The organism is Burkholderia sp. PR2 (assembly GCF_052372875.1).
Taxonomy (GTDB): domain Bacteria; phylum Pseudomonadota; class Gammaproteobacteria; order Burkholderiales; family Burkholderiaceae; genus Burkholderia; species Burkholderia diffusa.
Map to the genome: position 1 here is coordinate 1,116,085 of NZ_JBQRWH010000004.1, position 21,800 is coordinate 1,137,884.

The 21,800-nt window shown below is 68.0% G+C and carries 18 protein-coding genes; 9 read left to right on the forward strand and 9 right to left on the reverse strand.

Annotated elements, in window-relative coordinates; translation table 11 throughout:
- The first annotated feature begins 66 nt into the window (after nucleotides 1-66).
- Nucleotides 67-558, forward strand: coding sequence for a GNAT family N-acetyltransferase (locus tag ACT2FV_RS22505; protein ID WP_124623298.1), 492 nt, complete (start codon nucleotides 67-69; stop codon nucleotides 556-558).
- Between the two features lie 12 nt (nucleotides 559-570).
- Here the strand turns inward: ACT2FV_RS22505 and ACT2FV_RS22510 are convergent, their stop codons facing one another.
- The 3 genes from ACT2FV_RS22510 to ACT2FV_RS22520 are packed head-to-tail and all read right to left on the reverse strand — an operon-like array spanning nucleotide 571 to nucleotide 2,547.
- Complete coding sequence (locus ACT2FV_RS22510; RefSeq protein WP_444504822.1) at nucleotides 571-1,443, reverse strand: cytochrome c oxidase assembly protein; 873 nt, start codon at nucleotides 1,441-1,443, stop codon at nucleotides 571-573.
- A gap of 10 nt (nucleotides 1,444-1,453) precedes the next feature.
- A complete protein-coding gene (locus tag ACT2FV_RS22515; protein ID WP_444504823.1) occupies nucleotides 1,454-1,894 on the reverse strand; it encodes a copper chaperone PCu(A)C in 441 nt (146 codons plus the stop codon).
- A gap of 8 nt (nucleotides 1,895-1,902) precedes the next feature.
- A complete protein-coding gene (locus ACT2FV_RS22520) occupies nucleotides 1,903-2,547 on the reverse strand; it encodes an SCO family protein (RefSeq protein ID WP_444504824.1) in 645 nt (214 codons plus the stop codon).
- 282 nt (nucleotides 2,548-2,829) lie between these two features.
- Here ACT2FV_RS22520 and otsB point away from each other — a divergent pair, with 282 nt between their 5' ends.
- On the forward strand, nucleotides 2,830-3,582 hold the full coding sequence (otsB, locus tag ACT2FV_RS22525; RefSeq protein ID WP_124902098.1) for a trehalose-phosphatase: 753 nt from the start codon (nucleotides 2,830-2,832) through the stop codon (nucleotides 3,580-3,582).
- Complete coding sequence (gene otsA / locus ACT2FV_RS22530; RefSeq protein WP_059607101.1) at nucleotides 3,579-4,955, forward strand: alpha,alpha-trehalose-phosphate synthase (UDP-forming); 1,377 nt, start codon at nucleotides 3,579-3,581, stop codon at nucleotides 4,953-4,955. Before otsB ends, otsA begins: the two co-directional genes overlap by 4 nt.
- A 105-nt stretch (nucleotides 4,956-5,060) precedes the next feature.
- Here otsA and ACT2FV_RS22535 read toward each other — a convergent pair whose 3' ends face one another.
- Nucleotides 5,061-6,890, reverse strand: coding sequence for an ABC transporter ATP-binding protein (locus ACT2FV_RS22535; protein ID WP_124623290.1), 1,830 nt, complete (start codon nucleotides 6,888-6,890; stop codon nucleotides 5,061-5,063).
- 561 nt (nucleotides 6,891-7,451) lie between these two features.
- Between ACT2FV_RS22535 and ACT2FV_RS22540 the strand changes: the two genes are divergently transcribed.
- The 3 genes from ACT2FV_RS22540 (at nucleotide 7,452) to ACT2FV_RS22550 (ending at nucleotide 10,055) form a co-directional block, all read left to right on the forward strand.
- A complete protein-coding gene (locus tag ACT2FV_RS22540; RefSeq protein ID WP_059599136.1) occupies nucleotides 7,452-8,516 on the forward strand; it encodes a glycosyltransferase family 4 protein in 1,065 nt (354 codons plus the stop codon).
- A gap of 236 nt (nucleotides 8,517-8,752) precedes the next feature.
- Nucleotides 8,753-9,553: a hypothetical protein gene (locus ACT2FV_RS22545; RefSeq protein WP_444504825.1), complete on the forward strand. Its 801-nt coding sequence runs from the start codon at nucleotides 8,753-8,755 to the stop codon at nucleotides 9,551-9,553.
- 37 nt (nucleotides 9,554-9,590) lie between these two features.
- Nucleotides 9,591-10,055, forward strand: a complete 465-nt coding sequence (locus ACT2FV_RS22550; protein ID WP_444504826.1) for a DUF2214 family protein — start codon at nucleotides 9,591-9,593, stop codon at nucleotides 10,053-10,055.
- A gap of 42 nt (nucleotides 10,056-10,097) precedes the next feature.
- Here ACT2FV_RS22550 and gudD read toward each other — a convergent pair whose 3' ends face one another.
- Nucleotides 10,098-11,450, reverse strand: coding sequence for a glucarate dehydratase (gene gudD, locus ACT2FV_RS22555; RefSeq protein ID WP_124623282.1), 1,353 nt, complete (start codon nucleotides 11,448-11,450; stop codon nucleotides 10,098-10,100).
- Nucleotides 11,451-11,878: 428 nt separating this feature from the next.
- Here gudD and ACT2FV_RS22560 point away from each other — a divergent pair, with 428 nt between their 5' ends.
- Nucleotides 11,879-12,640, forward strand: a complete 762-nt coding sequence (locus ACT2FV_RS22560; RefSeq protein ID WP_059599140.1) for a FadR/GntR family transcriptional regulator — start codon at nucleotides 11,879-11,881, stop codon at nucleotides 12,638-12,640.
- A 205-nt stretch (nucleotides 12,641-12,845) separates the two neighbouring features.
- Here ACT2FV_RS22560 and ACT2FV_RS22565 read toward each other — a convergent pair whose 3' ends face one another.
- The 3 genes from ACT2FV_RS22565 to pdxY form a co-directional block, all read right to left on the reverse strand.
- Nucleotides 12,846-13,994: a branched-chain amino acid ABC transporter substrate-binding protein gene (locus ACT2FV_RS22565; RefSeq protein ID WP_124902092.1), complete on the reverse strand. Its 1,149-nt coding sequence runs from the start codon at nucleotides 13,992-13,994 to the stop codon at nucleotides 12,846-12,848.
- A gap of 371 nt (nucleotides 13,995-14,365) precedes the next feature.
- A complete protein-coding gene (locus tag ACT2FV_RS22570; protein WP_124623275.1) occupies nucleotides 14,366-16,510 on the reverse strand; it encodes a phosphocholine-specific phospholipase C in 2,145 nt (714 codons plus the stop codon).
- A 284-nt stretch (nucleotides 16,511-16,794) separates the two neighbouring features.
- Entirely contained in the window at nucleotides 16,795-17,655 is an 861-nt protein-coding gene (pdxY, locus tag ACT2FV_RS22575) for a pyridoxal kinase PdxY (RefSeq protein WP_059523664.1), read from the reverse strand.
- A gap of 174 nt (nucleotides 17,656-17,829) precedes the next feature.
- Here pdxY and ACT2FV_RS22580 point away from each other — a divergent pair, with 174 nt between their 5' ends.
- Nucleotides 17,830-18,894, forward strand: coding sequence for an alpha/beta fold hydrolase (locus tag ACT2FV_RS22580; RefSeq protein WP_124623273.1), 1,065 nt, complete (start codon nucleotides 17,830-17,832; stop codon nucleotides 18,892-18,894).
- 25 nt (nucleotides 18,895-18,919) lie between these two features.
- Here ACT2FV_RS22580 and ACT2FV_RS22585 read toward each other — a convergent pair whose 3' ends face one another.
- Complete coding sequence (locus ACT2FV_RS22585; RefSeq protein ID WP_124623271.1) at nucleotides 18,920-19,918, reverse strand: LLM class flavin-dependent oxidoreductase; 999 nt, start codon at nucleotides 19,916-19,918, stop codon at nucleotides 18,920-18,922.
- 641 nt (nucleotides 19,919-20,559) lie between these two features.
- Here ACT2FV_RS22585 and hpnI point away from each other — a divergent pair.
- The gene (gene hpnI, locus ACT2FV_RS22590) at nucleotides 20,560-21,735 is read left to right on the forward strand and encodes a bacteriohopanetetrol glucosamine biosynthesis glycosyltransferase HpnI (RefSeq protein WP_059599145.1); all 1,176 of its coding nucleotides are present in this window, start codon (nucleotides 20,560-20,562) and stop codon (nucleotides 21,733-21,735) included.
- Nucleotides 21,736-21,800 lie beyond the last annotated feature (65 nt).

Here is a 21,800-nt window from a genome sequence, read left to right on the forward strand (position 1 = left end):
CGTGCGCTTCGAGGCATAATCATCGGTTGCTGCGCGCCGGCCGGCGCGCTTGATTCAGGACCGACCATGAACGCTTCCGCACCTGCCGCCTCCGTGCGCGCCGACGATCTCGACTGGCACTGGAAATCCTTCGACGCGCTGACGGCGCGTGAACTCTATTCGATCCTCGACGCGCGCAGCGCCGTGTTCGTTGTCGAGCAGAACTGCGTGTATCGCGACATCGACGGTGCGGATCAGGCCGCATGGCACCTGGCCGCGTACGACCCGGCGGGCCGCCTCGCCGGCTATCTGCGCGTGCTGCTGCCGGATGCGCAGCACACTGACGTGCGCATCGGCCGTGTGCTGACGACCGCGCCGTTTCGCGGCGCGGGCCTCGGCAACGCGTTGCTGTCGCGCGCGCTCGAGTTCATCCGCGCGCAGTGGCCGGATGCGCAGGTGAGCCTGCATGCGCAAGCCCATCTGCAGCGCTTCTATGGGGCATTCGGTTTCGCGCCGAGCTCGGACGTGCACGACGAGGACGGCATCCCGCACGTGTGGATGACCAGCGCGCGCGGCTGACGCGCCGCGCCGTCAGTGGGCGGCGCGAGTCACCTGCGAGTTTTGCGCGTGCCGGGTGGCCGCCCGTTCGTCGACCAAGCGGCCGCGCGCCGACAGTCGCAGCCAGTGCCGCAGCGCGATCAGCGCGCCGATCACGCTCATCATCGAACCCGGGATCCAAAGCAGCAGGCCGCCGATCTGCTGATCGCGCAGCGGGCTGAGCCATGTGAATGCGCGTCCGCAGATCGAGTAGATCGGATACAACTCGTGCGGCGTGAAGAAGATCAGCGCACCGAGCGCGATCTGCGGCGGGATCGCCGCGACGACGATCAGGATCCGGCGGCCCGGTGACAGCCGCGCGGGCGGCGCGGGACGCGGATCGACGACGAGCCACCAGAACAGCAGCCCGTCGATTACCATGCTCCAGTTCATCACGCGATACAGGCGCCAGTCGAGCATCGCGATGAAGTGGATCGGCGATAGCAGCCAGAAATAGATCAGCCCGACGAACAGCACGACCGCGACGACCGGATGGAACACCACGTCGAGCGTCGCGCGCATGGGCGCCCACGCGAGCGCGGGGCGCACGAAGCGCTGCCGCCAGCGAAACGGTATGCCCGCGCGGATCGCCGCGCCCGGGTAGGCCAGCGCGATGAAGAACGGCCCGAGGTGATGCAGCACGAGGTGCTGCGCACGGTGCATGAAGAATTCGTGCTCGAAGAAGTAGTCGAGCCGGGTATGGAGCGCGATGTAGAGCGCCGTCAGCCCGAGCCAGAACGAGAACTGTCGCAGGGGCGACACCTTCGCCTTCTTCACGCCGCGCGCGAACAGCACGGCGGCCGTCAGCACCGCGATGACCACGGTCGGCGACGGTTCCCACGGATCGAGCCAGTACAGGACGTTCATCGCGCGCGCATCACTTCGCCTGGGCCGGCGACTTCACGGCGAACGGCGTGTCGACCGTCTCGCCATCGGAGAACTTCAGGCGCAGGCGCACGGTGTCGCCCGGCTTGATCGTGTGCCTGGGTTCCTCGAGCATGAAGTGATAGCCGCCCGGCGTGATGTCGACCTTGCCGCGCGCGGGGATCGTCAGCTTGTCGACCATTTCCATCTTCTGCGTCGAGCCGTTCGACACGGTCTGGTGCAGCATCGCCATCCCGTAGTCGGGGCTGTCGACGTCGACGAGATCGACCGGCTTGTCGCCCGTGTTGACGAGCGTCACGTAGCCGCCCGCGGGCAGCTTGTTCGGCAGCCAGCGCACCCATGCGTTCTGCGCGATGATCGTGCCGGCGGCATACGCGTGCGCGCCGGTGCACAGCGCGGCGAGGAGGGCGAACGTCTTGAGGGGCGTCTTCATGTCGGAGTTCAGGTGGTGGAGGCGGTGTCGATGATCCGGCGCACATCGGCGGCGATGGCGTCGGGCGAATCGCGGTCGGTCGCGAGCAGGCGCGCGCGACCGTTCGCGTCGAAGATGTAGACGGCCGAGCTGTGCGTAACCTCGTAGCCGCCGGACGGATCGCGTTTTTCCATCTGGTACGCGACGCGATAGCGTTTCGCGAGCGATTCGATCTGGCTGTCGGTGCCGGTCAGGCCGCGCGCGTGCGCGGCGTCGAACGCGGCGACGTACGCCTGCATCGTCTGCGGCGTGTCGCGCGCGGGGTCGACCGAGACGAACAGGATGCGCACGTCGTTCGCCCGCGGGCCGAGCTTCGCGAGCACTTCCATCAGCCGTGCCATCGTTTCGGGGCAGACGTCCGGACAGTGCGTATAGCCGAAGTAGACGAGCGCGACGCGGCCGCGAAACGCGTTCGCGTCGACCGCGTGGCCGTCGCCGCCGGTGAGCGTGAACGACAGGTCGGGCAGGTGGCCTGTGACGTTGGTCAGGTGCCAGTTCGGCTCGTCGTGCGTGCATGCGGCGAGCGCGACGGCGGCGGTCAGCGTCGCGGCCGTGCGGACGAAGCGGGTCGGACTGAAGAGGCGCCGGTGCGGCGCGGGACGGGCAGACGACATCCTGGGGCTCGATCGGACGGAACGGTCGTCGGCCGGCGCGGCGCCATGCGTCGCGCGGCCGGCGGTTGCAGACTGTAGCGCAATTCCTGCGCCTGCGTCCTTTCGAAACCCGTACGGCATGGGCGAGCGGGGCAATATGTCGCAGTTGACGCGGATGGCTGCGCGAGGCTCGCCCGCCACCGGTTTCGCCCATCTCGCTACGCAGGCGCGGTAAGATGCGCACAATTCCATTCTCGCAGCGGCGGCCCGCGTTTGCAGGCCGCTCCTCAGACCATCGAATCGATGCAATCCGTTCCGGCTTCCCTGTCCCTGACCGATACCGCGTTCTTTTTCGACTTCGACGGCACGCTCGTCGAGCTGGCGCCGACGCCCGACAGCATTCACGTGCCACCGTCGCTGCTGACGCTGCTCGATGAACTGCGGCGTCGCACGCACGGCGCGGTCGCCGTCGTGTCGGGTCGCGGCATCGACAATCTCGACACGTTCCTGAACATGCCGGACCTGCCGATCGCAGGCCTGCACGGCGCCGAGCGTCGCGATGCGAACGGCGACACGCAGCGTATCGGCTTCAACGACGAACGGCTGCTGCGCATCGAGCGCGAGCTCGCGGCCGTCGTCGACCGTCATCCGGGCATGCTGCTCGAAATCAAGGGTGCGGCCGTCGCGCTGCATTACCGCAACGCACCCGAGCGCGAGCCGGCCGCGCGCGAGGCGGCCGAGCGCCTCGTCGCCGAATATGCGGATGCGTACGTGCTGCAACCCGGCAAGATGGTATTCGAGATCAAGCCGAAGGGCGTCGACAAGGGTCGCGCGCTGGCCGCGTTTCTCGACGAGCCGCCGTTCGCGGGCCGCATGCCGCTGTTCGCGGGCGACGACCTGACCGACGAGAAGGGCTTCGCGGTGGTCAACGCGCGCGGCGGCCTGTCGATCAAGGTCGGCGCGGGCGAGACGTCGGCCCGCACGCGGCTCGACTCGGTCGACGCGCTGCACGAGCAGATCGCCCGCTGGCTTGGCGCGGAGCAGCAGGGCGCATGAGTCGACTCATCATCGTTTCGAACCGCGTCGCCCCGATTTCGGAAGGCGAGCCGGCGGCGGGCGGCCTCGCGATCGGCGTGTACGACGCGCTGAAGGAGACGGGCGGCATGTGGTTCGGCTGGAGCGGCGAGGTGGTCGCGTCTGGTGCGCCGCAGATCCGGGTCGAGGAGCGCGGCCCCGTGACGTTCGCGACCGTCGGGCTGTCACGTCGCGATTACGACCAGTACTACCGAGGTTTCTCGAACGCGACGCTGTGGCCCGCGTTTCATTACCGCGCAGACTTGATCCAGTACGACCGCCACGAGTTCGAAGGCTACAGCCGAGTGAACGTCTGGCTCGCACAGCAGCTCGTGCCGCTGCTGCAGGACGACGACGTGATCTGGGTGCACGACTATCACCTGATCCCGTTCGCGCGTGCACTTCGGGCGGCCGGCGTGAAGAACCGCATCGGCTTTTTCCTGCACATTCCGTTTCCGGCCGCACAGGTGCTCGTCAACGTGCCGCCGCATCGCGAGCTCGTCGAGTCGCTGTGCGCGTTCGACCTGCTCGGCTTTCAGACCGAGCCGGACCTGCGCGCGTTCTGCGACTACATCGAGTTCGAGGCCGGCGGCGAAGTGGCGCGCGAGGGGCGCACGGTGCGCGTCAGCGCGTTCGGCAACACGCTGCGTGCGGCCGCCTATCCGATCGGCGTGTATCCGGACGAGATCGCGTCGCTCGCGCAGGCCGGCGAGAACGGCAAGGCGGCGCGCATGGCCATGTCGCTGCGCGGGCGCCAGCTGATCATGAGCGTCGACCGGCTGGATTATTCGAAGGGGCTCGTCGAGCGGTTCCGCGCGTTCGAGAAGCTGCTGGAGCACCAGGCGTCGATCCGCAACCGCGTGTCGTTCCTGCAGATCGCGCCGTCGACGCGCGCCGACCTGCGCGCGTACCAGGACATCCGCCTGCAGCTCGAAGCGGAGTCGGGGCGCATCAATGGCCGCTACGCGGAGCTCGACTGGGCGCCGATCCTCTACATTCACCGCCAGTACGACCGACAGGTGCTGGCCGCGCTGTATCGCCTCGCGCGCGTGGGCTTCGTGACGCCGCTGCGCGACGGCATGAACCTCGTCGCGAAGGAATACGTGTCCGCGCAGAATCCGGACGATCCGGGCGTGCTCGTGCTGTCGCGGTTCGCGGGCGCAGCGCGCGAGCTGACGGGCGCGCTGATCGTCAATCCGATCGACATCGACGGGATGGCCGATGCACTGTCGCAGGCGCTGACGATGCCGCTCGCCGAGCGGCGCGCGCGCTATGCGGACATGATCGCGCAGCTGCGCGAGAACAACGTGTCGGTGTGGCGCGACAACTTCCTCCGCGACCTGCAGCGCGTGTAACCCGCGCGCTGCACGGCAGAGGCCGCGCGATGCCATGAAAAAAGCCGCCGTGCTTCGCGCACGGCGGCTTTTTTTGTCGGCTGCGCTGAGCTGCGCTGCGCGGCGTCAGGCCACGCGTTCGCCGGTCGGTGCGGTGCCGTCGGGCGCGTGATGGCGGCCGTGCTGCTTCGCGAGCAGGTCGCGGTACAGGCCCGGACGGTTGCGCAGCACGTCGGGGCTGCCGTCGTCGATCACCTTGCCGTTGCTCATCACGATGATCCGGTCGAAGTTGCGCAGCGTCGACAGCCGGTGCGCGATCGCGATCACCGTGCGGCCGACCATCAGGCGGTCGAGCGCGCTCTGGATCGCTTCCTCGGATGCGCTGTCGAGTGCGGACGTCGCTTCGTCGAGCAGCAGGATCGGCGCATCCTTCAGGATCGCACGCGCGATCGCGATGCGCTGGCGCTGGCCGCCCGACAGCTTCACGCCGCGGTCGCCGACGATCGTGTCATAGCCTTCCGGCATCGCCTCGATGAACTCCGAGCAGCGGGCGTCGCGCGCGGCGGCGAGCACTTCCTCGCGGGTCGCCTCGGGGCGGCCGTATGCGATGTTGTCGTAGATGGTCCGGTGCAGCAGCGAGATGTCTTGCGGCACGAGCGCGATCGCGTGCCGCAGGCTGTCCTGCGTGATCGCCTTCACGTCCTGCCCGTCGACCTTCACGGCGCCGTCCTGCGTGTCGTAGAAGCGCTGCAGCAGCGCGAGCACGGTCGACTTGCCGGCGCCCGACTTGCCGATGAGGCCGACGCGCTGGCCCGGTTCGATATGGAGGTCGAAGTGGTCGAGGATCGCGCGGCGATGCGGATACGCGAACGTCACGCGTTCGAAATCGACGCGCCCACCCTTGGCCGACAGCGGTTGCGCGTCGGAGCGGTCCGGCATCCCGTGCGGCTCGAGCAGCGTCTTCACGGCTTCGGACAGGCGCGCCACATGCTGCGTGACGTCGACGAGCGCGACCGCCAGATCGCGCGTGCCGTGCAGGATCGTGAAGCCGAGCGAGCTGACGAGCACGATGTCGCCGGAGGTCGCGCGGCCTTGGTCCCACAGCCACAGCGCCCAGCCGAGCAGGCCGGCGGACAGCATCGCGGTGATCACCGCGTGCAGCAGGCGCAGCTTCTCGAGATAGAGCAGGCTTTGCTGGCGCGCGTCCATCTCGGCCTTCACCGTTGCGCCGAAGCGCTTCTGTTCGCGCAGCGTCATCCCGAACGCGCGCACGAGGCCCATGTTGCCGATCACGTCGACGAGCTCGCCGTCGACCGCCGCGGCCTTCGACGCGAACGCGTGATGGCGCGCGGAACCGCGCCCGGCAAGCTTGAACAACACGACCGAGAGCACGGCCGAACAGCCGAGCAGGCCGGCGGCCATCAGCGGGTTCACGACGATGATCATCAGGATCGCGCCCATCACCGCGATGCACGGCGGCAGCACGTTCCACGCCATCGTGTTCTCGGACGTATAGACGGCGTTCGACGTGGCGGTGATGCGGCTCGCGAGCGTGCCCGGCTGCTTTTCCGAGTAGTACGTCGGCGAATGGCCGATCAGGTACTGGAACAGGTCGCGCCGCAGGTCGCCGGTGACCGCGACGAACGTGTGCGCGGCGACCCAGCCGCCGACGCGCCACAGCAGGTTGTCGGCCGCGATCAGCCCGACGAGCAGCGCGAACGCACTCCACAGCGGGCCAGGATGATGACGCCCGGTCGCGAGCACGTCGATCAGGTGTTTGATCGCGTATTGCGAGCCGAGCGCGCAGCCGACGGCGGCCAGCACGCTGCAGAGCACGATCAGGTGCGCGACGGGATGCAGGCGGATGTAGCGGAACAGAAACGCGATCGGCCGATGCGCGTAGCTCGACAGCTTCGCGTTGTGGGCGTTGCGCTGGGCAGGGGTGAGAGATTCCAAAATATGCGTGCGGTGATTCGGTGATTGAGCGGATCGGTGGATCGCAGCCCACGGTCGCCCGGACTGAATAATCCGGCATTGTAAACAAGGCCGTGCATTGCGCTGCGCGAATCTTGCCTTGGTCAGGGGCGCGCGACCAATTTTGAGATAAAATTCGGCATCCGTCCTGCCGCATGCGCCGGAATCGCGATGCCGGCAGCGAGGGGACGACTCGGAACGCCAAAAGGGCCTTCCACTCTAGAACGGACGCCCAAGTCCGCGGGTTGCAAAGTGTTGCACCTTTGTAACAAAGTAAAGTGTTTGAAATGTTGTGCGCCGTATCGGGATTAACCCTAGATAATCGGCTCCGGGTTCGATTCCAGGTTTTTACGAACCCCTGTCAACGGGTCTTCGTTTCAAACGTTCTATGCCTGTCGCGTCGCCGACGCTCCTTGAGCAGCGCGGGTTCGACGCCCCCGGCAGGCTGATTCGTCCGATTTTCGGACGAAATGCATCCAGCCCGGACCGCCGGCAGGTTGCCGACCCATACCTGGTTTTTAGCCGATTTTTTAGGAGTTACGCATGCGAATCGCCCAAATCGCTCCGTTGCACGAAGCGGTGCCCCCGAAACTGTACGGTGGTACCGAGCGAGTGGTGTCCTACCTCACCGAAGCGCTTGTCGAGATGGGGCATGACGTCACGCTGTTCGCGAGCGGCGATTCGCAAACGTCGGCGAAGCTCGAAGCGTGCTGGCCGCAGGCGCTGCGCCTCGACCCGACGATCCGCGACGTGATGGCCCCGCACATGCTGCTCCTCGAGCAGGTGCGCCGCCGTGCGGAAGAGTTCGACGTCCTGCACTGCCACATCGACTACTACCCGTTCTCGCTGTTCTCGCGCCAGCCGGTCCCGCATCTGACGACGATGCACGGCCGTCTCGACCTGCCGGAACTGCAGCCGATCTTCAACGCGTTCAGCGACGTGCCGGTCGTGTCGATCTCCGACAACCAGCGCATCCCGCTGCCGCAGGCGAACTGGCTGTCGACCGTGTATCACGGCCTGCCGGAAAACCTGCTGACGCCGATCCCGAACGTGAAGCCGAGCTACCTCGCGTTCCTCGGCCGCATCTCGCCGGAGAAGCGCGTCGACACCGCGATTCGCATCGCCGAGCAGGCCGGCCTGCCGATCAAGATCGCCGCGAAGCTCGACAAGGCCGACCGCGCGTACTACGAAGAGAAGATCAAGCCGCTGTTCGCGCTGCCGCACGTCGAGTACATCGGTGAAATCAGCGAGTCGGAAAAGACCGAATTCCTTGGCAACGCGCACGCGCTGCTGTTCCCGATCGACTGGCCGGAGCCGTTCGGCCTGGTGATGATCGAGGCGATGGCCTGCGGCACGCCGGTGATCGCATTCAAGCGCGGTTCGGTGCCGGAAGTGATCGAAAACGGCGTGTCGGGCTTCGTCGTCGAAGACGAACTGTCGGCCGTCGCGGCGCTCAAGCGTCTCGATACGTTGCCGCGCGAGAAGGTGCGCGCCGCGTTCGAAGCACGTTTCTCGTCGAAGGTGATGGCGCAGAACTACGTGAAGGGCTACGAGGAACTGCTGCGCCAGAAGCACCGCACGGTGCTGCGCGAAGTCAACGCAGGCTGATGCCGGCGCGTCGGCCGCACTGCGGCTGAGGCCGTCATTGACGCCCCGTCCGGGTCCCCGGCGGGGCGTTGTCACATCTGCGGCGCCGATCTGTTGTATTCTCGCCGCGCCCGGCGCCGCGAACGGTCCCGGAAGCGCCCCGGCACGCCATCCGGTCGTCTGTCCAGACGGTAATGTCCCTATAATGGCCGTGCCGCGAAATCCGGCCCCGCACGCACATCGAGAGGAGAGCAGTCTTGGCGAGATCGAAAACCACGCGCGCAGCGCCGGCCCCCGGCGCCGGCGTGATCTTCGCGTTGCGCGCGATCGGTCTCGTGCTGCTCGCGCGCTGGCTGTTCTCGATGTCGCAGATGGGCTATCGCGCGTCGCTGTCGGCGATGGTGTCGTCGCCGTGGGCGTTCGTCTATCTCGTGCTGATTTTCCTGCTGCTCGCGCTGCCGGGCGCCGTCGCGCGCGCCGAGCGGCCGTTCCATCCGCTGCCGCAGTGGCTGCGCCAGGCGCTGCGGGTCTTCGCGCTGATCGGTTTCCTGTTTGCCGTGTGGTCGATCGGCGCGTTCGCGTGGGCGGCCGGCTGGCGCCGTGCGCTGCACGCGGTGACGGCGACCAACGGCTGGCTCATCGCCGCGCCGGCGCTGTATGCGGCGATCGTGTGGATGTGTCGCCCGCGGCCGCTGTGGCGCACCAACGTGGCCGCGCGACGCTTCGCGGTCGGCCGCTACGCGATCTCGCTCGATACGCTCACGCGTACCGCGATCGTCTGGATGGAGAGCCGTAAGGTAGGCCAGTACGACGCGCGCGAACTGTCGGTGCGCTGGCCCGGCCAGGGCGCGTCCGCCGCGGCCGAGCAGGGTGCGCAGGCGGCCGCCGTGCCGCCGCGTCGCGGCAGCCTGTTTCGGCGGCCGAAGGTGGAACTGCTGTGGGATTCTCCGGCGGCCGTCGGCCATAACCGGCAGATCGTGATGCGCGCGCCGCTCGCGACCGAGGGCGACCGCGTTGCGGTGCTCGCGCTCGACGCCGCGCTCAAGCAGATCGTCTGACAAGGCCTGCGCGGCGCGCGGGCGACAAGGAGGCGCAATGATTGTTCGCTGGTTGCTGGCAGCCGTTCACCTCATGGCGTTCGGCGTCGCGTTCGCCGCGATCGCGGGGCGCAACCGCGCGCTGCGCCGGGTCATCGCGTCGGCGCAGGCCGCCGACCTGCCCGGCGTGTTCAAGGCCGACGCGGCCTGGGGATTGTCCGCGCTGGTGCTGATCGCGACGGGGCTCGCACGCGCGTTCGGCGGCTTCGAGAAGGGCGCCGCGTATTACCTTCACGCGCCGCTCTTTCACCTCAAGATGACCGCGCTCGTGCTGATCCTGCTGCTCGAGATCGCGCCGATGCTCGGGCTGATCCGCTGGCGCATCGCCGCGCGGCAACAGCAGATGCCCGATCTGGGCCGCGCACGGACCTATGTGCGCATCGGCCATTGGCAGGCCGCGCTCGTGATGGTCATCGTGTTCGCCGCGTCGGGAATGGCGCGGGGGATCGGGGCGGCCGGTTAGGCCTTCCGGCCGGGCGGACCAGCCGCCCGGCTCGTCCTGCGCTCAGCGCACGAGGCAGGGGCGCTTGTTGTTGAACGTCCAGCCCGGAATCAGATACTGCATCGCGGCTGCATCGTCGCGCGCGCCGAGCCCGTGCTGCTTGTACAACTCGTGTGCGACCGCGACCGCATCCATGTCGATGTCGATGCCGAGACCCGGACGCTTCGGCACTTCCACGAGCCCGTTCTCGATCTTCAGCGGCTCGCGCGTCAGCCGTTCGCCGTCCTGCCAGATCCAGTGCGTATCGATCGCGGTGACTCGACCGGGTGCGGCGGCCGCGACGTGCGTGAACATCGCGAGCGACACGTCGAAGTGGTTGTTCGAATGCGAGCCCCACGTGAGGCCCCAGTCGCGGCACATCTGCGCGACGCGCACCGAGCCCTGCATCGTCCAGAAGTGCGGGTCGGCGAGCGGGATGTCGACCGCCTGCAACTGCACCGCATGGCCCATCTGCCGCCAGTCGGTCGCGATCATGTTGGTCGCCGTCGGCAGCCCGGTCGAGCGGCGGAATTCGGCCATCACCTCGCGGCCCGAGTAGCCGTTTTCCGCACCGCACGGATCTTCCGCATAGGCGAGCACGTGATGCAGGTCGCGGCACAGCCGCACGGCCTCGTCGAGCGACCACGCGCCGTTCGGATCGAGCGTCACGCGCGCGTCGGGGAAGCGCTCGGCGAGCGCCGTCACGGCTTCGATCTCGCGCGCGCCTTCGAACACGCCGCCCTTCAGCTTGAAGTCGTTGAACCCGTAGCGCGCATGCGCGGCTTCGGCGAGGCGCACGACCGCCTCGGGCGTCAGCGCGGCCTCGTCGCGCACGCGCGTCCAGTCGTCGGTCGCGCCACGGCCGTCGCGATAGGGCAGCGCGGTTTGCGTCCGGTCGCCGACGTAGAACAGGTAGCCGAGCATCTCGACGCGCTCGCGCTGCTGTCCCTCGCCGAGCAGGGCGGCCACGGGCACGCCGAGATGCTGGCCGAGCAGGTCGAGCAGCGCGGCTTCGAGCGCGGTGACCGCGTGGATCGTGGTGCGCAGGTCGAAGGTCTGCAGGCCGCGGCCGCTCGCGTCGCGGTCGGCAAAGGTGCGCCGCACGTCGTTGAGCACCGCATGGTAGTTGCCGACCGGCTGACCGACGACGAGCGCGCGCGCATCCTCGAGCGTGCGGCGGATGCTTTCGCCGCCCGGCACCTCGCCGACGCCGGTGCGGCCCGCGCTGTCCTTCAGGATCAGGAGGTTGCGGGTGAAGAACGGGCCGTGCGCACCGCTCAGGTTGAGCAGCATGCTGTCGTGGCCGGCGACCGGGATGGCTTGCAGGTCGACGATGCGCGGCGTGTCGTGGGAAGGCGAGGCAGTGACGGCGTTCATGGCGGCGATGGCGAAAGAGTGGGCAATGCCGTGCGGCAAAAGCTTTGCCGCGCGCGGCGGGAGGTGCGATCATTCGACAACCGACGTGCGCGGCGCGCAAGCCCCGCATGTCGACAGCAACCCGAAAGGGTGAGGGCGACCCGCTTGATGCCGGTGTCGCGGCGGACCGGAGCCAAGCGCGAATGCGCGCTTCGGTGTCGACCGTGAAACCGGGCGCCGGCAGCCGCGCACAAGCGCGCATGCTGGCCGATCGCGAACCACGGGACCCGGCAGGTGCTTGTACACCAGCCTTGGTCAACAGGAGATCCGTATCGCGATCATCAGTCGTCGGATGACTTGTGACGCAGTATAATGAATCATCGGCGTTCGCTCAAACCCCGCGTAAACCCTCGGCTCACATTACGATCATTCAAAAAGGAACCGGCCTCATGTCCGTGCCCACGCTTCCCGCAGCGCCGCGCCGTCGCGCACGCAGCCTCGCACAAGATGTCGTCGACGCGCTGACCGCGCAGATCGAAAACGGCACGCTGCGTCCCGGCGACAAGCTGCCGACCGAAACCGAAGTCATGGCGGCGCAGGGCGTCAGCCGCACGGTCGTGCGCGAAGCGATCTCGCGGATGCAGGCGAGCGGCCTCGTCGAGACGCGCCACGGCATCGGCAGCTTTGTGCTCGAACCGACGCGCCGCCAGGCACTCGGCATCGATCCCGCGACCATCACGACGCTGCGCGACGTACTAGCCGTGCTCGAGCTGCGCATCAGCCTCGAAAGCGAATGCGCGAGCCTCGCCGCGCAGCGCGCGAACGATACCGACCTCGCCGCGCTGCGGCGGGCGCTCGACGCAATCGCGTCGGGGGCGGGCGGCGGCCGTGACACGGCGCAGCTCGATTTCCAGTTCCACCTGCAGATCGCGCAGTCCACCGGCAACCGCTACTTCGTCGACATCATGACGCAACTCGGCGCGTCGATCATTCCGCGCACGCGCGTGAATTCGGCGCGCTTCGCCGGTGACGACCTCGAGCGCTATGTCGGCCGGCTCAATCACGAGCATGAAGACATTTACGAGGCGATCGCGCGTCACGACCCGGAGGCCGCGCGTGCCGCAATGCGCACGCACCTGACCAACAGCCGCGAGCGGCTGCGCCGTGCGCACGAGGCGGCCGAGGCGGAACGCGACACGCAGGCCAGCTGACGAGACGGCCCGCACAATGCCGCGGGTCACGTCGAATATCGCCGCAACATCAGTCATCGTATAAGATCGGTGCGATTGCGCCGATCGTTTTATTGCTGGCGACGCATCCGTCGGCACGCGCATCGTGCGAGAGAAGGCGGGGCGGCGTTTCCGCCGTGGCCCGCCCCCAGGCCGCCTGGCTATCCAGGCAGCCGATCCTGCTCGATCAGCCTCCCTTCGTCACGATGGTCTTCCACGTACCGCTCTTCACCTGATACAGCGTCGACATCCCGCTCTTCAGCGAGCCGTCGCTCGCGAACGAGATGCGGCCGGTGACACCTTCGAAATCGACTTTCTTCAACGCCGGGCGATAGACCTTCGGATCGGTCGAGTTGACCGCCTGCATCGCCTTGATCGCCGCCCACGCCGCGTCGTAGCCGAACTGCGCATACGACAGCACGTCGACACCGAAGCGCTTCTTGAACCGCTGCTCGAAATCCTTGCCCTGCGGCAGCTCGTCGAGCGGCCGTCCGTATTCCCACGCCATCGCGCCTTCCGCGGCCGGGCCGGCGATCTTGATGAACTCGTTGTCCTTCACGCCGCCGCCGCCGACGAACTGCGCGTTCAGCCCGAGCTGGCGCATCTGCTTGATGAAGTTCGCGGCGAGCGAGTCGAGACCGCCGAAGAAGATCAGGTCGGGATTCTTGCCCTTCAGGCTCGTGATCTGCGCGCGGAAGTCGACCGCCTGGTTGCTGGTGAACTCGCGGCCGATGATGTTGCCGCCGGCCGCCTTCACGGCCTTCTCGAACTCGTCGGCCTCGCCCTGGCCGAACGCGGTGCGGTCGTCGATGATCGCGATGCGCTTCGCCTTGGTCACGTCCACGGCGTACTTGCCCGCGTTGCCGGCGTTCTGGCCGTCGGTCGCGATCACCATGAACATGTTCGCGAGCCCGCGCGACGTGAGCGTCGGGTTGGTCGCGGCCGGGTCGATCACCGGGATGCCGGCCTTGTCGTAGACCACCGACGCCGGAATCGTCGTGCCCGAGTTGAAGTGGCCGACCACCACCGACACGTTCTGGTCGACGAGCGCCTGGGCGGCCTGCACGCCGATGCGCGGGTCGGCCTGGTCGTCCTGCACGACGAGGTTGAAGTGCGCGGGCTTGCCGGCGATCTGGATCTTCTGCGCGGCCGCATCGTCGAGCGCGAGCTGTACGCCGTTCTGGAGATCCTTCCCGTAACCGGCGTTCACGCCGGTGAGCGGCGCGGCGAAGCCGACCTTCACGTCGGTTGAGTCGGCCGCCTGAGCAGCCTGTTGCGAGAGGAGAGCTACCGCGGATACGACCGATACCGACAACAGGGAATGACGGAATTTCATGTTCGTTCCTCTTGTTCTTACACCAGCGGGTGGGTACCGCACGCAGCCGGCGGGCCGGGCGCGTGCGACGGGCGGGCGGTTCGACCGCTTCTCGGAATCGGGCGGGGAGGTTGGCATGCTGATGCTTCCCGGAAGAATCTCCCGTCAGGCTCTGCGAGGAGCCCCGATCGCTTCGATATATAGGTCGCCGATATGCGCGGGTCTTGGCAATTTGCTGCGCATTCGGTGCGGATTTGCGCATAGCTTCTACGCGAGCGTGGGCGGCCGGTATCGGGAGTTTCCCGTCGCGAGCGCAACGGGTCGGAAGGCGAGCGGCGGTGGGGGGCAGACACGGCGCGGCCCGCCGGGGCCGCGCCGCGTCATGCGAACCGTCAGTCGGACAGCGCGTCCGATGCGGCTTCGGCGTCGTCGTGCGCCGCGGTCGTGCGGATCAGCGGGTCGCTGGTGCTCGGGCGGCCGGTCTCGACGTGGCCCGCGAAGCGGCGCTGGAATCCGAGCGGCTTGCCGTCGCTGATGGTCAGGTCATACCAGCCGTTGCTGCCGCGCAGGTCCCAGTAGTCGTCGACGTGCGTACCCGGCTTGAGGTCGAACTCACGTGCATGGCCGTGGCCGTATGCGTTCGTCACCTTGAGCCGCACGGTTTTGTGGCCGCGGTTCATCAGGCGCAGCGTGATGTTGCCGTTCGCGACGTCGTAGCCGTAGATCACCTCGGGGTTGACGCTCGCGGGGCCGACCGCCGACGCGGCGGGGCTGCGGAAGTGGCAATAGAAGCCGTTCGGGCCGTACACGTCGAGGTCGTACAGGCCGAGCGACGGCGCCGGGCTCCACGTGTCGGAGAGCCGCTTGCCGGCGTCGACCGTGTAGGTCCACGGGCCGTCGACGCGGTTGCGTGCCTGAACCTGGAACGCCGCGCCCGCCGCGCCGGTGTTCGCGAAGGTCAGCCGGAACTGGCCGCTCGCGTTGTCGATCCGTCCGTGCACGAACAGTTCGTACGGCAGCGCGCGCGCCGGACGCAGGCCGGCCTCCTGCTTCGGCAGATGCTGGACGACCGGCGGCACCGGGATGTAGTCGGGGTGACGGTTGCGGTCGGGCGGCGCGTAGCCGCTCGTGTCCGGGAGCTGTGGCCAGCTTGCGTCGGGCGTTGCGAAGTCGAACGCGGACGTCAGGTTGCCGCACACCGTACGGCGCCACGGCGACACGTTCGCCGCGGTGACCGCGTACTGCGCGCCGAAGCGCGCTTCGATGAATTGCAGCAGCGACGTGTGATCGAAGGTCTGCGAACAGACCCAGCCGCCCTTGGTCCACGGCGACACCACCAGCATCGGCACGCGCGGTCCGAGCCCGTACGGGCCGGCCATGTGCGACGCATCGCCGGCGAACACCTCGTTGGTCGTCGCGACCGTTGACAGCCCGTTGTCGCGCGACTGCGGCGCGAACGGCGGCTGCACGTGATCGAAGAAGCCGTCGTTCTCGTCGTAGGTGATGAAGAGCGCGGTCTTGCTCCACACGTCCGGATTCGACACGAGCGCCTTCAGCACCTGCTCGATGTACCACGCGCCGTAGTTCGCCGGCCAGTTCGGGTGCTCCGAGTACGCTTCCGGCGCGCAAATCCACGACACCTGCGGCAGCGTGCCGTTCTTCACGTCCTGCTGCAGCACGTCGAACAGCGTGCCGCCGGCGCTGATGTTGGTGCCGGTGCGCGCCTTGTCGTACAGCGGCGTGCCGGGCAGCGCGCTGCGGTACTGGTTGAAGTAGAGCAGCGCGTTGTCGCCGTAGTTGCCGATGTACGGGTTCTGCGTCCAGCCCCACGAGCCGTTCGCGTCGAGCCCCGTGCCGATGTCCTGGTAGATCTTCCACGACACGCCGGCCTGCTCGAGCACTTCCGGATAGGTCGTCCAGCCGTAGCCCTTTTCCTCGTTGCCGAGCACCGGGCCACCGCCCGTGCCGTCATTGCCGACGTAGCCGGTCCACATGTAGTAGCGGTTCGGGTCGGTCGAGCTCGGGATCGCGCAGTGGTACGCGTCGCAGATCGTGAACGCGTCGGCGAGCTGGTAGTGGAACGGAATGTCGTCGCGCTTCAGGTACGCCATCGTCGTGGTGCCCTTGTTCGGCACCCACTGGTCGTAGCGGCCCTTGTTCCACGCGGCGTGCATGTCCTGCCAGCCGTGCGGCAGGTCCTGCAGGAACTGCAAACCGAGCTTGTCGGCGCCCGGGTGGAACGGCAGCAGCTCGGCCGGGCCGACCGGCTGGTGAAACACCGACTTGCCGTTCGCGAGGCGCAGCGGGCGCGGGTCGCCGAAGCCGCGGACGCCGCGCATCGTGCCGAAGTAATGGTCGAACGAGCGATTCTCCTGCATCAGAATCACGATGTGTTCGATGTCGCGGATCGTGCCGGTACGGCGGTTCGCGGGAATGGCGAGCGCATCGCGGATCACGGGCGGGAACAGGTTCAGCGCGGCGGCGCCGGCGGTGCCGGCGGCGACGCGCAGGAAGTCACGACGGTTCGATCGGGTCATGGTCGTTATCGTGCGTTAAAGGGGGAGCCGGTTGGCGGGACATGCGGGAAATAACGGGCGCGTCTGCGGCGCAGGATGCGGCTGCACCGGTCGTGCCGCCGCGAGCATAGCGAGTATTCGGTGTCATTCATGTGAAGTCCGGAAACGTTTGCAGGCGCGGCGTTGAACGGACAACGGCCGGCGGTCGTGGTGCAAGGGAAACGGGGACGCGGACAGCGGGAAGGCGGGACAGCAGGACAGCGGGACAGCAGAGGGCGCGCGCCGGCGACGCGGATGCGGCGGCGTCAGGCGTCCGTCACCCACGCACCGAACCATTCGCTCGGGCGGGCGATTTCATCCTGCGCGGCGACGAGTTCGAGCTCGTAGCGGCGCGCGTCGTAGGTCGCCTTCACGACCGCGTGCACGGCCGCGAGCGTGTGCTCGAACGCGGCGCGCACCGAGTCGCCGCGCAGCCGGCGTGCGACGAAGATGGCGCTGGTGAGGTCGCCGACGCCGACCGGATGGCGCGGAAACGCATACAGCGGGCGCTGGCCGATCCACGCCTCGGTCTCGGTGACGGCGAGCATGTTGAAGCGGTCGGCCGGGCTGTTGCGGTCGTGCAGGTGCTTGACGAGGATGATCTTCGGGCCGCGGCGGATCAGCGCGCGGCAGGCATCGACGGCTTCGGCGACGGTCTCGATGCGCCGCCCGGCGAGCTTCTGCAGCTCGGTGTGGTTCGGCGACATGCCGTCCGCGAGCGCTGGCATCTCCTGGACGATGAATTCCTCGACGCCGGGTTCGGGGCGGATGCCGCCCGTCTGGCCCAGCGCCGGATCGCAGAAGTACCACGCGTTCGGGTTCATCGCCTTCACCGTGCGCACGATTTCGACCGTCGCGCGCGCCTGCGCGGGCGAGCCGACGAAGCCGGACAGCACCGCGTCGCAGCGCTTGAGCGCGCCGATCGCGGCGACGCCGTCGACGAGCTGCTCCATCTTCGCGGCATCGATCGCGCTGCCGGCCCAGTGGCCGTACTGCATGTGATTCGACAGCTGGACGGTGTTGAGCGGCCAGACGTTGACGCCGAGGCGCTGCATCGGGAACACGGCCGCGCTGTTGCCGGCGTGTCCGTAGATGACGTGCGACTGAATGCTGAGGACGTTTTTCATGAGCGTTCGCCTGCAGGCGTTTCAGGGTCACGTCACACGATACCCGAGATCGTCGCGTGCGCGGAAGCCGCGCAGTCATCGAGTGTTGCGCGCCGTCGTCAGCCCGACCGCGTAGAATCGCGGTGCGCGGGGCCGCCTGGTTGCCCGCGTGCATTTCCCATTACCGTGATCGCCATGCCCTCGATTTGCAAGATGTTGTCCCTCGCGCGTGCCGCCGTGCTCGGCGCGGGTGTCGCTGCCGCATGCGCGACGCCAGCCGCGGCCGCCGTCCCGGCGCCTGCCGGTAACGACGGGCCCGCGTATGGCCCCCGCCTGGAAGGCTTCGCCTATCCGGAGCCGGTGCACCGCTACGCGTTCGTGTCCCAGCGCGAAACCCTCGAGATGATGTACATGGACGTGCGGCCGGCGCACCCGAACGGCCGCACCGTCGTGCTGCTGCACGGGAAGAACTTCTGCGCGGCGACGTGGGAGGACACGATCGGCGTGCTGAGCCGCGCCGGCTATCGCGTGATCGCGCCGGACCAGATCGGCTTCTGCAAATCGTCGAAGCCCGAGCGCTACCAGTTCAGCTTCCAGCAGCTCGCGCGCAACACGCATGCGCTGCTCGAGTCGATCGGCGTGAAGTCGGCGACGATCGTCGGACATTCGACGGGCGGGATGCTCGCGATGCGCTACGCGCTGACGTACCCGAAGGCGACCGAGCAGCTCGTGCTGGTGAACCCGATCGGCCTCGAGGACTGGAAGGCGCTCGGCGTGCCGCCGCTGTCGGTCGACTACTGGTATGCACGCGAGCAGAAGACGACGGCGGACGGCATCCGCCGCTACGAGCAGGCGACCTACTACGCGGGCAAGTGGGCACCGTCCTACGAGCGCTGGGTGCAGATGCTCGCCGGCATGTATCGCGGCCCGGGCCGCGACGCGGTCGCGTGGAACTCCGCGCTGATCTACGACATGATCCTCACGCAGCCGGTGGTCTACGAACTCGGCGCGATCCGCGTGCCGACGCTGCTGCTGATCGGCGACAAGGACACGACCGCGATCGGCAAGGACGTGGCGCCGCCCGACGTGCACGCGAAGCTCGGTCGTTACCCGGAACTCGCGAAACGCACGCAGGCGGCGATTCCCGGCGCGCAGCTCGTCGAATTCCCGGCGCTCGGGCACGCGCCGCAGATCCAGGACCCGGACGCCTTCCACAAGGCGCTGCTCGAAGGGATGGAGGCGGTGCACCCGCCGCAATGACGCGTGCGCGGGCGCACCCGCCCGGTCAGCAGGTTTCGTTCGCGAGTTCGTCGCGGATCTGTGCCGCCAGTTCGAACGAGCGCACCCGTGCGGCGTGATCGTAGATCTGCGCGGTGATGATGACCTCGTCCGCGCCCGTCTGCGCGATCCGGTCGCGCAGCTTGTCGCGCACCGTGTCGCGCGAGCCGACGGCCGCGAACGACAGCGCGTGCGCGACGTTCGCGAGTTCGAACTCGCTCGCCTCGAGCGCGTCGACGGGCGGCGGCAGCTTGCCCGGCGTGCCGCGGCGCAGGTTGATGAACTGCTGCTGCAGCGACGTGAAGAGGCGCCGGGCCTCGTCATCGGTATCGGCCGCGAACACGTTGACCCCGACCATCGCATGCGGCTTCGGCCATGCGGCCGACGGCCGGTACTGCCCGCGATACAGCTCGAGCGCACGCATCAGATAGTCCGGCGCGAAGTGCGACGCGAACGCGAACGGCAGCCCGAGCATCGCGGCGAGCTGCGCGCTGAAGAGGCTCGAACCCAGCAGCCACACGGGCACGTCCAGCCCCGCGCCGGGCACCGCGCGCACGCGCTGGCCGGGCACCGGCTCCGCGAAGTAGCGCTGCAGCTCGGCGACGTCGTCCGGAAACGAGTCGGCGCTGCCGATCAGGTCGCGGCGCAGCGCGCGCGACGTGGTCTGGTCGGTGCCGGGCGCGCGGCCGAGCCCGAGGTCGATGCGCCCCGGATACAGCGACGCGAGCGTGCCGAACTGCTCGGCGATCACGAGCGGCGCATGGTTCGGCAGCATGATCCCGCCCGAGCCGACACGGATCGTCTTCGTCGCGCCCGCCACGTGACCGATCACGACGGCGGTCGCCGCGCTCGCGATTCCGGGCATGTTGTGATGTTCGGCGAGCCAGTAGCGCCGATAACCGAGGCGCTCCGCGTGCTGTGCGAGATCGACGGTGTTGCGGAACGCCTGGGCAGCGTCTGCGCCGGCGGGAATGGGAGCGAGATCGAGTACGGAAAACGGAATCATCGGGTGGCCTTCGAAAGGGAGGGGCGCGGTGATGCGCATGCGCAACAGATGGCGACGATTTTGCCAAAGGGTTCCGGAACGCGCTGGCGACGCGCGGATACCCATGCGCCTTTCAGGGGTGCAAGGTAAGGTCTGGTGATTGTTGCAAAAATGGACCCAATCACCAAATAATTACCGATCTTTACCGCGATTGCGCGTGTCTTCGCATCGACGTACAAATTTCCACGAAACGTTTGATTTTCAAGACTGCAATATGCCTGCAAAGCGCTTACGCTAACGTGAACGGGGTGGCACCAGAATGGTTCCCCCGTCGCACAGCTTTGCCGAAATCGCACCAGTCCGTTACGCGAGGCGTCCGAGCGCACGTCGGCGCGGGCTGATAAAATCCGGCGCTTGCCCATGTTGTGCCGATGGTAGCCATTCGAATCTTCCCGCATCCCGTCCGGGCATCGCGCGAGGATGTGCCACGCGAAGCCGGGCATGGCCGCCTTCGGGGAATGGGCCGTGCCTCCCCATTACACAGACGCTGCTGGAACAAGGAGTCGGGTCGTGCCCGCGTTCGTTGCTGTCGGAATATCCAATCACGTTCAACCCGGTTCGATCGTTCGGCAGGGCGCGCGCGTTGCCGGAGGGCATCGCGCATGACGCCGGCCGTCACGCTGCTGGACTGGCTCCTGACCGTGTTCACGCTGGCCGCGGCTGGCTACGCGCTCGTCGCCGCGTTCGCGCCGCAGCCGCGCACGCCGCGCACCGCCGCGCGCGACGGCTTCGAGCCAGTCAGTGTGCTCAAACCGCTGTGCGGCGCGGAGCCGCACCTGTACGAGAACCTCGCGACGTTCTGCGAGCAGCGCCACCCGCGCCATGAAGTGCTGTTCGGGGTCGCTTCGGCGGCTGATCCGGCCATCGCCGTGGTGGAGCGGCTGCGCGCCGATTATCCGGAATGCGACATCACGCTCGTGATTGACGCGCGCGTGCACGGCAAGAACCTGAAGGTCAGCAATCTGATCAATCTGGCCGAGCGGGCGAAGTACGGCCGCATCGTGATCGCGGACAGCGACATCGCGGTGAAGCCGGATTATCTGGAGCGCGTGACGGCGCCGCTCGCCGACGCGTCGGTCGGGGTCGTCACGTGCCTGTATCATGCGCGCAGCGTCGGCGGGTTCTGGACGCGGATCGGCGCGCAGTTCGTCGATGCCTGGTTCGCGCCGTCGGTACGGATCACGCACCTCGGCCGCTCGAGCCGCTTCGGCTTCGGCGCGACGCTCGCGCTGACGCGCGACACGCTCGCCCGGATCGGCGGCTTCATCGCGTTGAAGGACGAACTGGCCGACGATTTCTGGCTTGCCGAGCTGCCGCGTCGCCTCGGGCGGCGCACCGTGCTGTCCGAGGTCGAGGTCGCGACCGACGTGATCGAGCCGTCGTTCGGGCCGCTCTGGCACCGCGAGACGCGCTGGCTGCGCACGATCCGTTCGCTGAATCCGGCCGGCTTCGCGTTCCTGTTCATCACGTTTACCGCGCCGTGGCTCGCGATCGGCGCGGCACTGGCACTGCGCCTCGACGGCACCGTCGCCGGGACGCTGGCGGGTGGCGCGGCCGTCGTCGGTGCGTTCGGGCGGCTCGTGCTGCACGCGCGCGGCGAGGACGGCTGGTGCGCCTTCTGGCGCGATCTCCCGCTCGTCGCGGTGCGCGACACGCTGCTCGCGCTCGAATGGCTCGCGGCCGCGTTCGGCACGCACGTCGTATGGCGTGGCGCGAGGATGACGGTCGTCGGCGGCGAACGCGCGACGGCGGCAGTGGAAGGTGGGGACGGCCGCTGAGGTGCGTTCCCCGAGGGAGCCGGCCATGCGTGCGGTCCCGATCGAATCCGGCCCGAAGGCCGAGA

What these genes read in the sequence shown, in the direction of transcription:
- ACT2FV_RS22505 (WP_124623298.1), top strand. Translation starts at nt 67, where the DNA reads ATGAACGCTTCCGCACCTGCCGCCTCCGTGCGCGCCGACGATCTCGAC.
- ACT2FV_RS22510 (WP_444504822.1), bottom strand. Translation starts at nt 1,443, where the DNA reads ATGAACGTCCTGTACTGGCTCGATCCGTGGGAACCGTCGCCGACCGTG.
- ACT2FV_RS22515 (WP_444504823.1), bottom strand. Translation starts at nt 1,894, where the DNA reads ATGAAGACGCCCCTCAAGACGTTCGCCCTCCTCGCCGCGCTGTGCACC.
- ACT2FV_RS22520 (WP_444504824.1), bottom strand. Translation starts at nt 2,547, where the DNA reads ATGTCGTCTGCCCGTCCCGCGCCGCACCGGCGCCTCTTCAGTCCGACC.
- otsB (WP_124902098.1), top strand. Translation starts at nt 2,830, where the DNA reads ATGCAATCCGTTCCGGCTTCCCTGTCCCTGACCGATACCGCGTTCTTT.
- otsA (WP_059607101.1), top strand. Translation starts at nt 3,579, where the DNA reads ATGAGTCGACTCATCATCGTTTCGAACCGCGTCGCCCCGATTTCGGAA.
- ACT2FV_RS22540 (WP_059599136.1), top strand. Translation starts at nt 7,452, where the DNA reads ATGCGAATCGCCCAAATCGCTCCGTTGCACGAAGCGGTGCCCCCGAAA.
- ACT2FV_RS22550 (WP_444504826.1), top strand. Translation starts at nt 9,591, where the DNA reads ATGATTGTTCGCTGGTTGCTGGCAGCCGTTCACCTCATGGCGTTCGGC.
- gudD (WP_124623282.1), bottom strand. Translation starts at nt 11,450, where the DNA reads ATGAACGCCGTCACTGCCTCGCCTTCCCACGACACGCCGCGCATCGTC.
- ACT2FV_RS22560 (WP_059599140.1), top strand. Translation starts at nt 11,879, where the DNA reads ATGTCCGTGCCCACGCTTCCCGCAGCGCCGCGCCGTCGCGCACGCAGC.
- ACT2FV_RS22565 (WP_124902092.1), bottom strand. Translation starts at nt 13,994, where the DNA reads ATGAAATTCCGTCATTCCCTGTTGTCGGTATCGGTCGTATCCGCGGTA.
- ACT2FV_RS22570 (WP_124623275.1), bottom strand. Translation starts at nt 16,510, where the DNA reads ATGACCCGATCGAACCGTCGTGACTTCCTGCGCGTCGCCGCCGGCACC.
- pdxY (WP_059523664.1), bottom strand. Translation starts at nt 17,655, where the DNA reads ATGAAAAACGTCCTCAGCATTCAGTCGCACGTCATCTACGGACACGCC.
- ACT2FV_RS22580 (WP_124623273.1), top strand. Translation starts at nt 17,830, where the DNA reads ATGCCCTCGATTTGCAAGATGTTGTCCCTCGCGCGTGCCGCCGTGCTC.
- ACT2FV_RS22585 (WP_124623271.1), bottom strand. Translation starts at nt 19,918, where the DNA reads ATGATTCCGTTTTCCGTACTCGATCTCGCTCCCATTCCCGCCGGCGCA.
- hpnI (WP_059599145.1), top strand. Translation starts at nt 20,560, where the DNA reads ATGACGCCGGCCGTCACGCTGCTGGACTGGCTCCTGACCGTGTTCACG.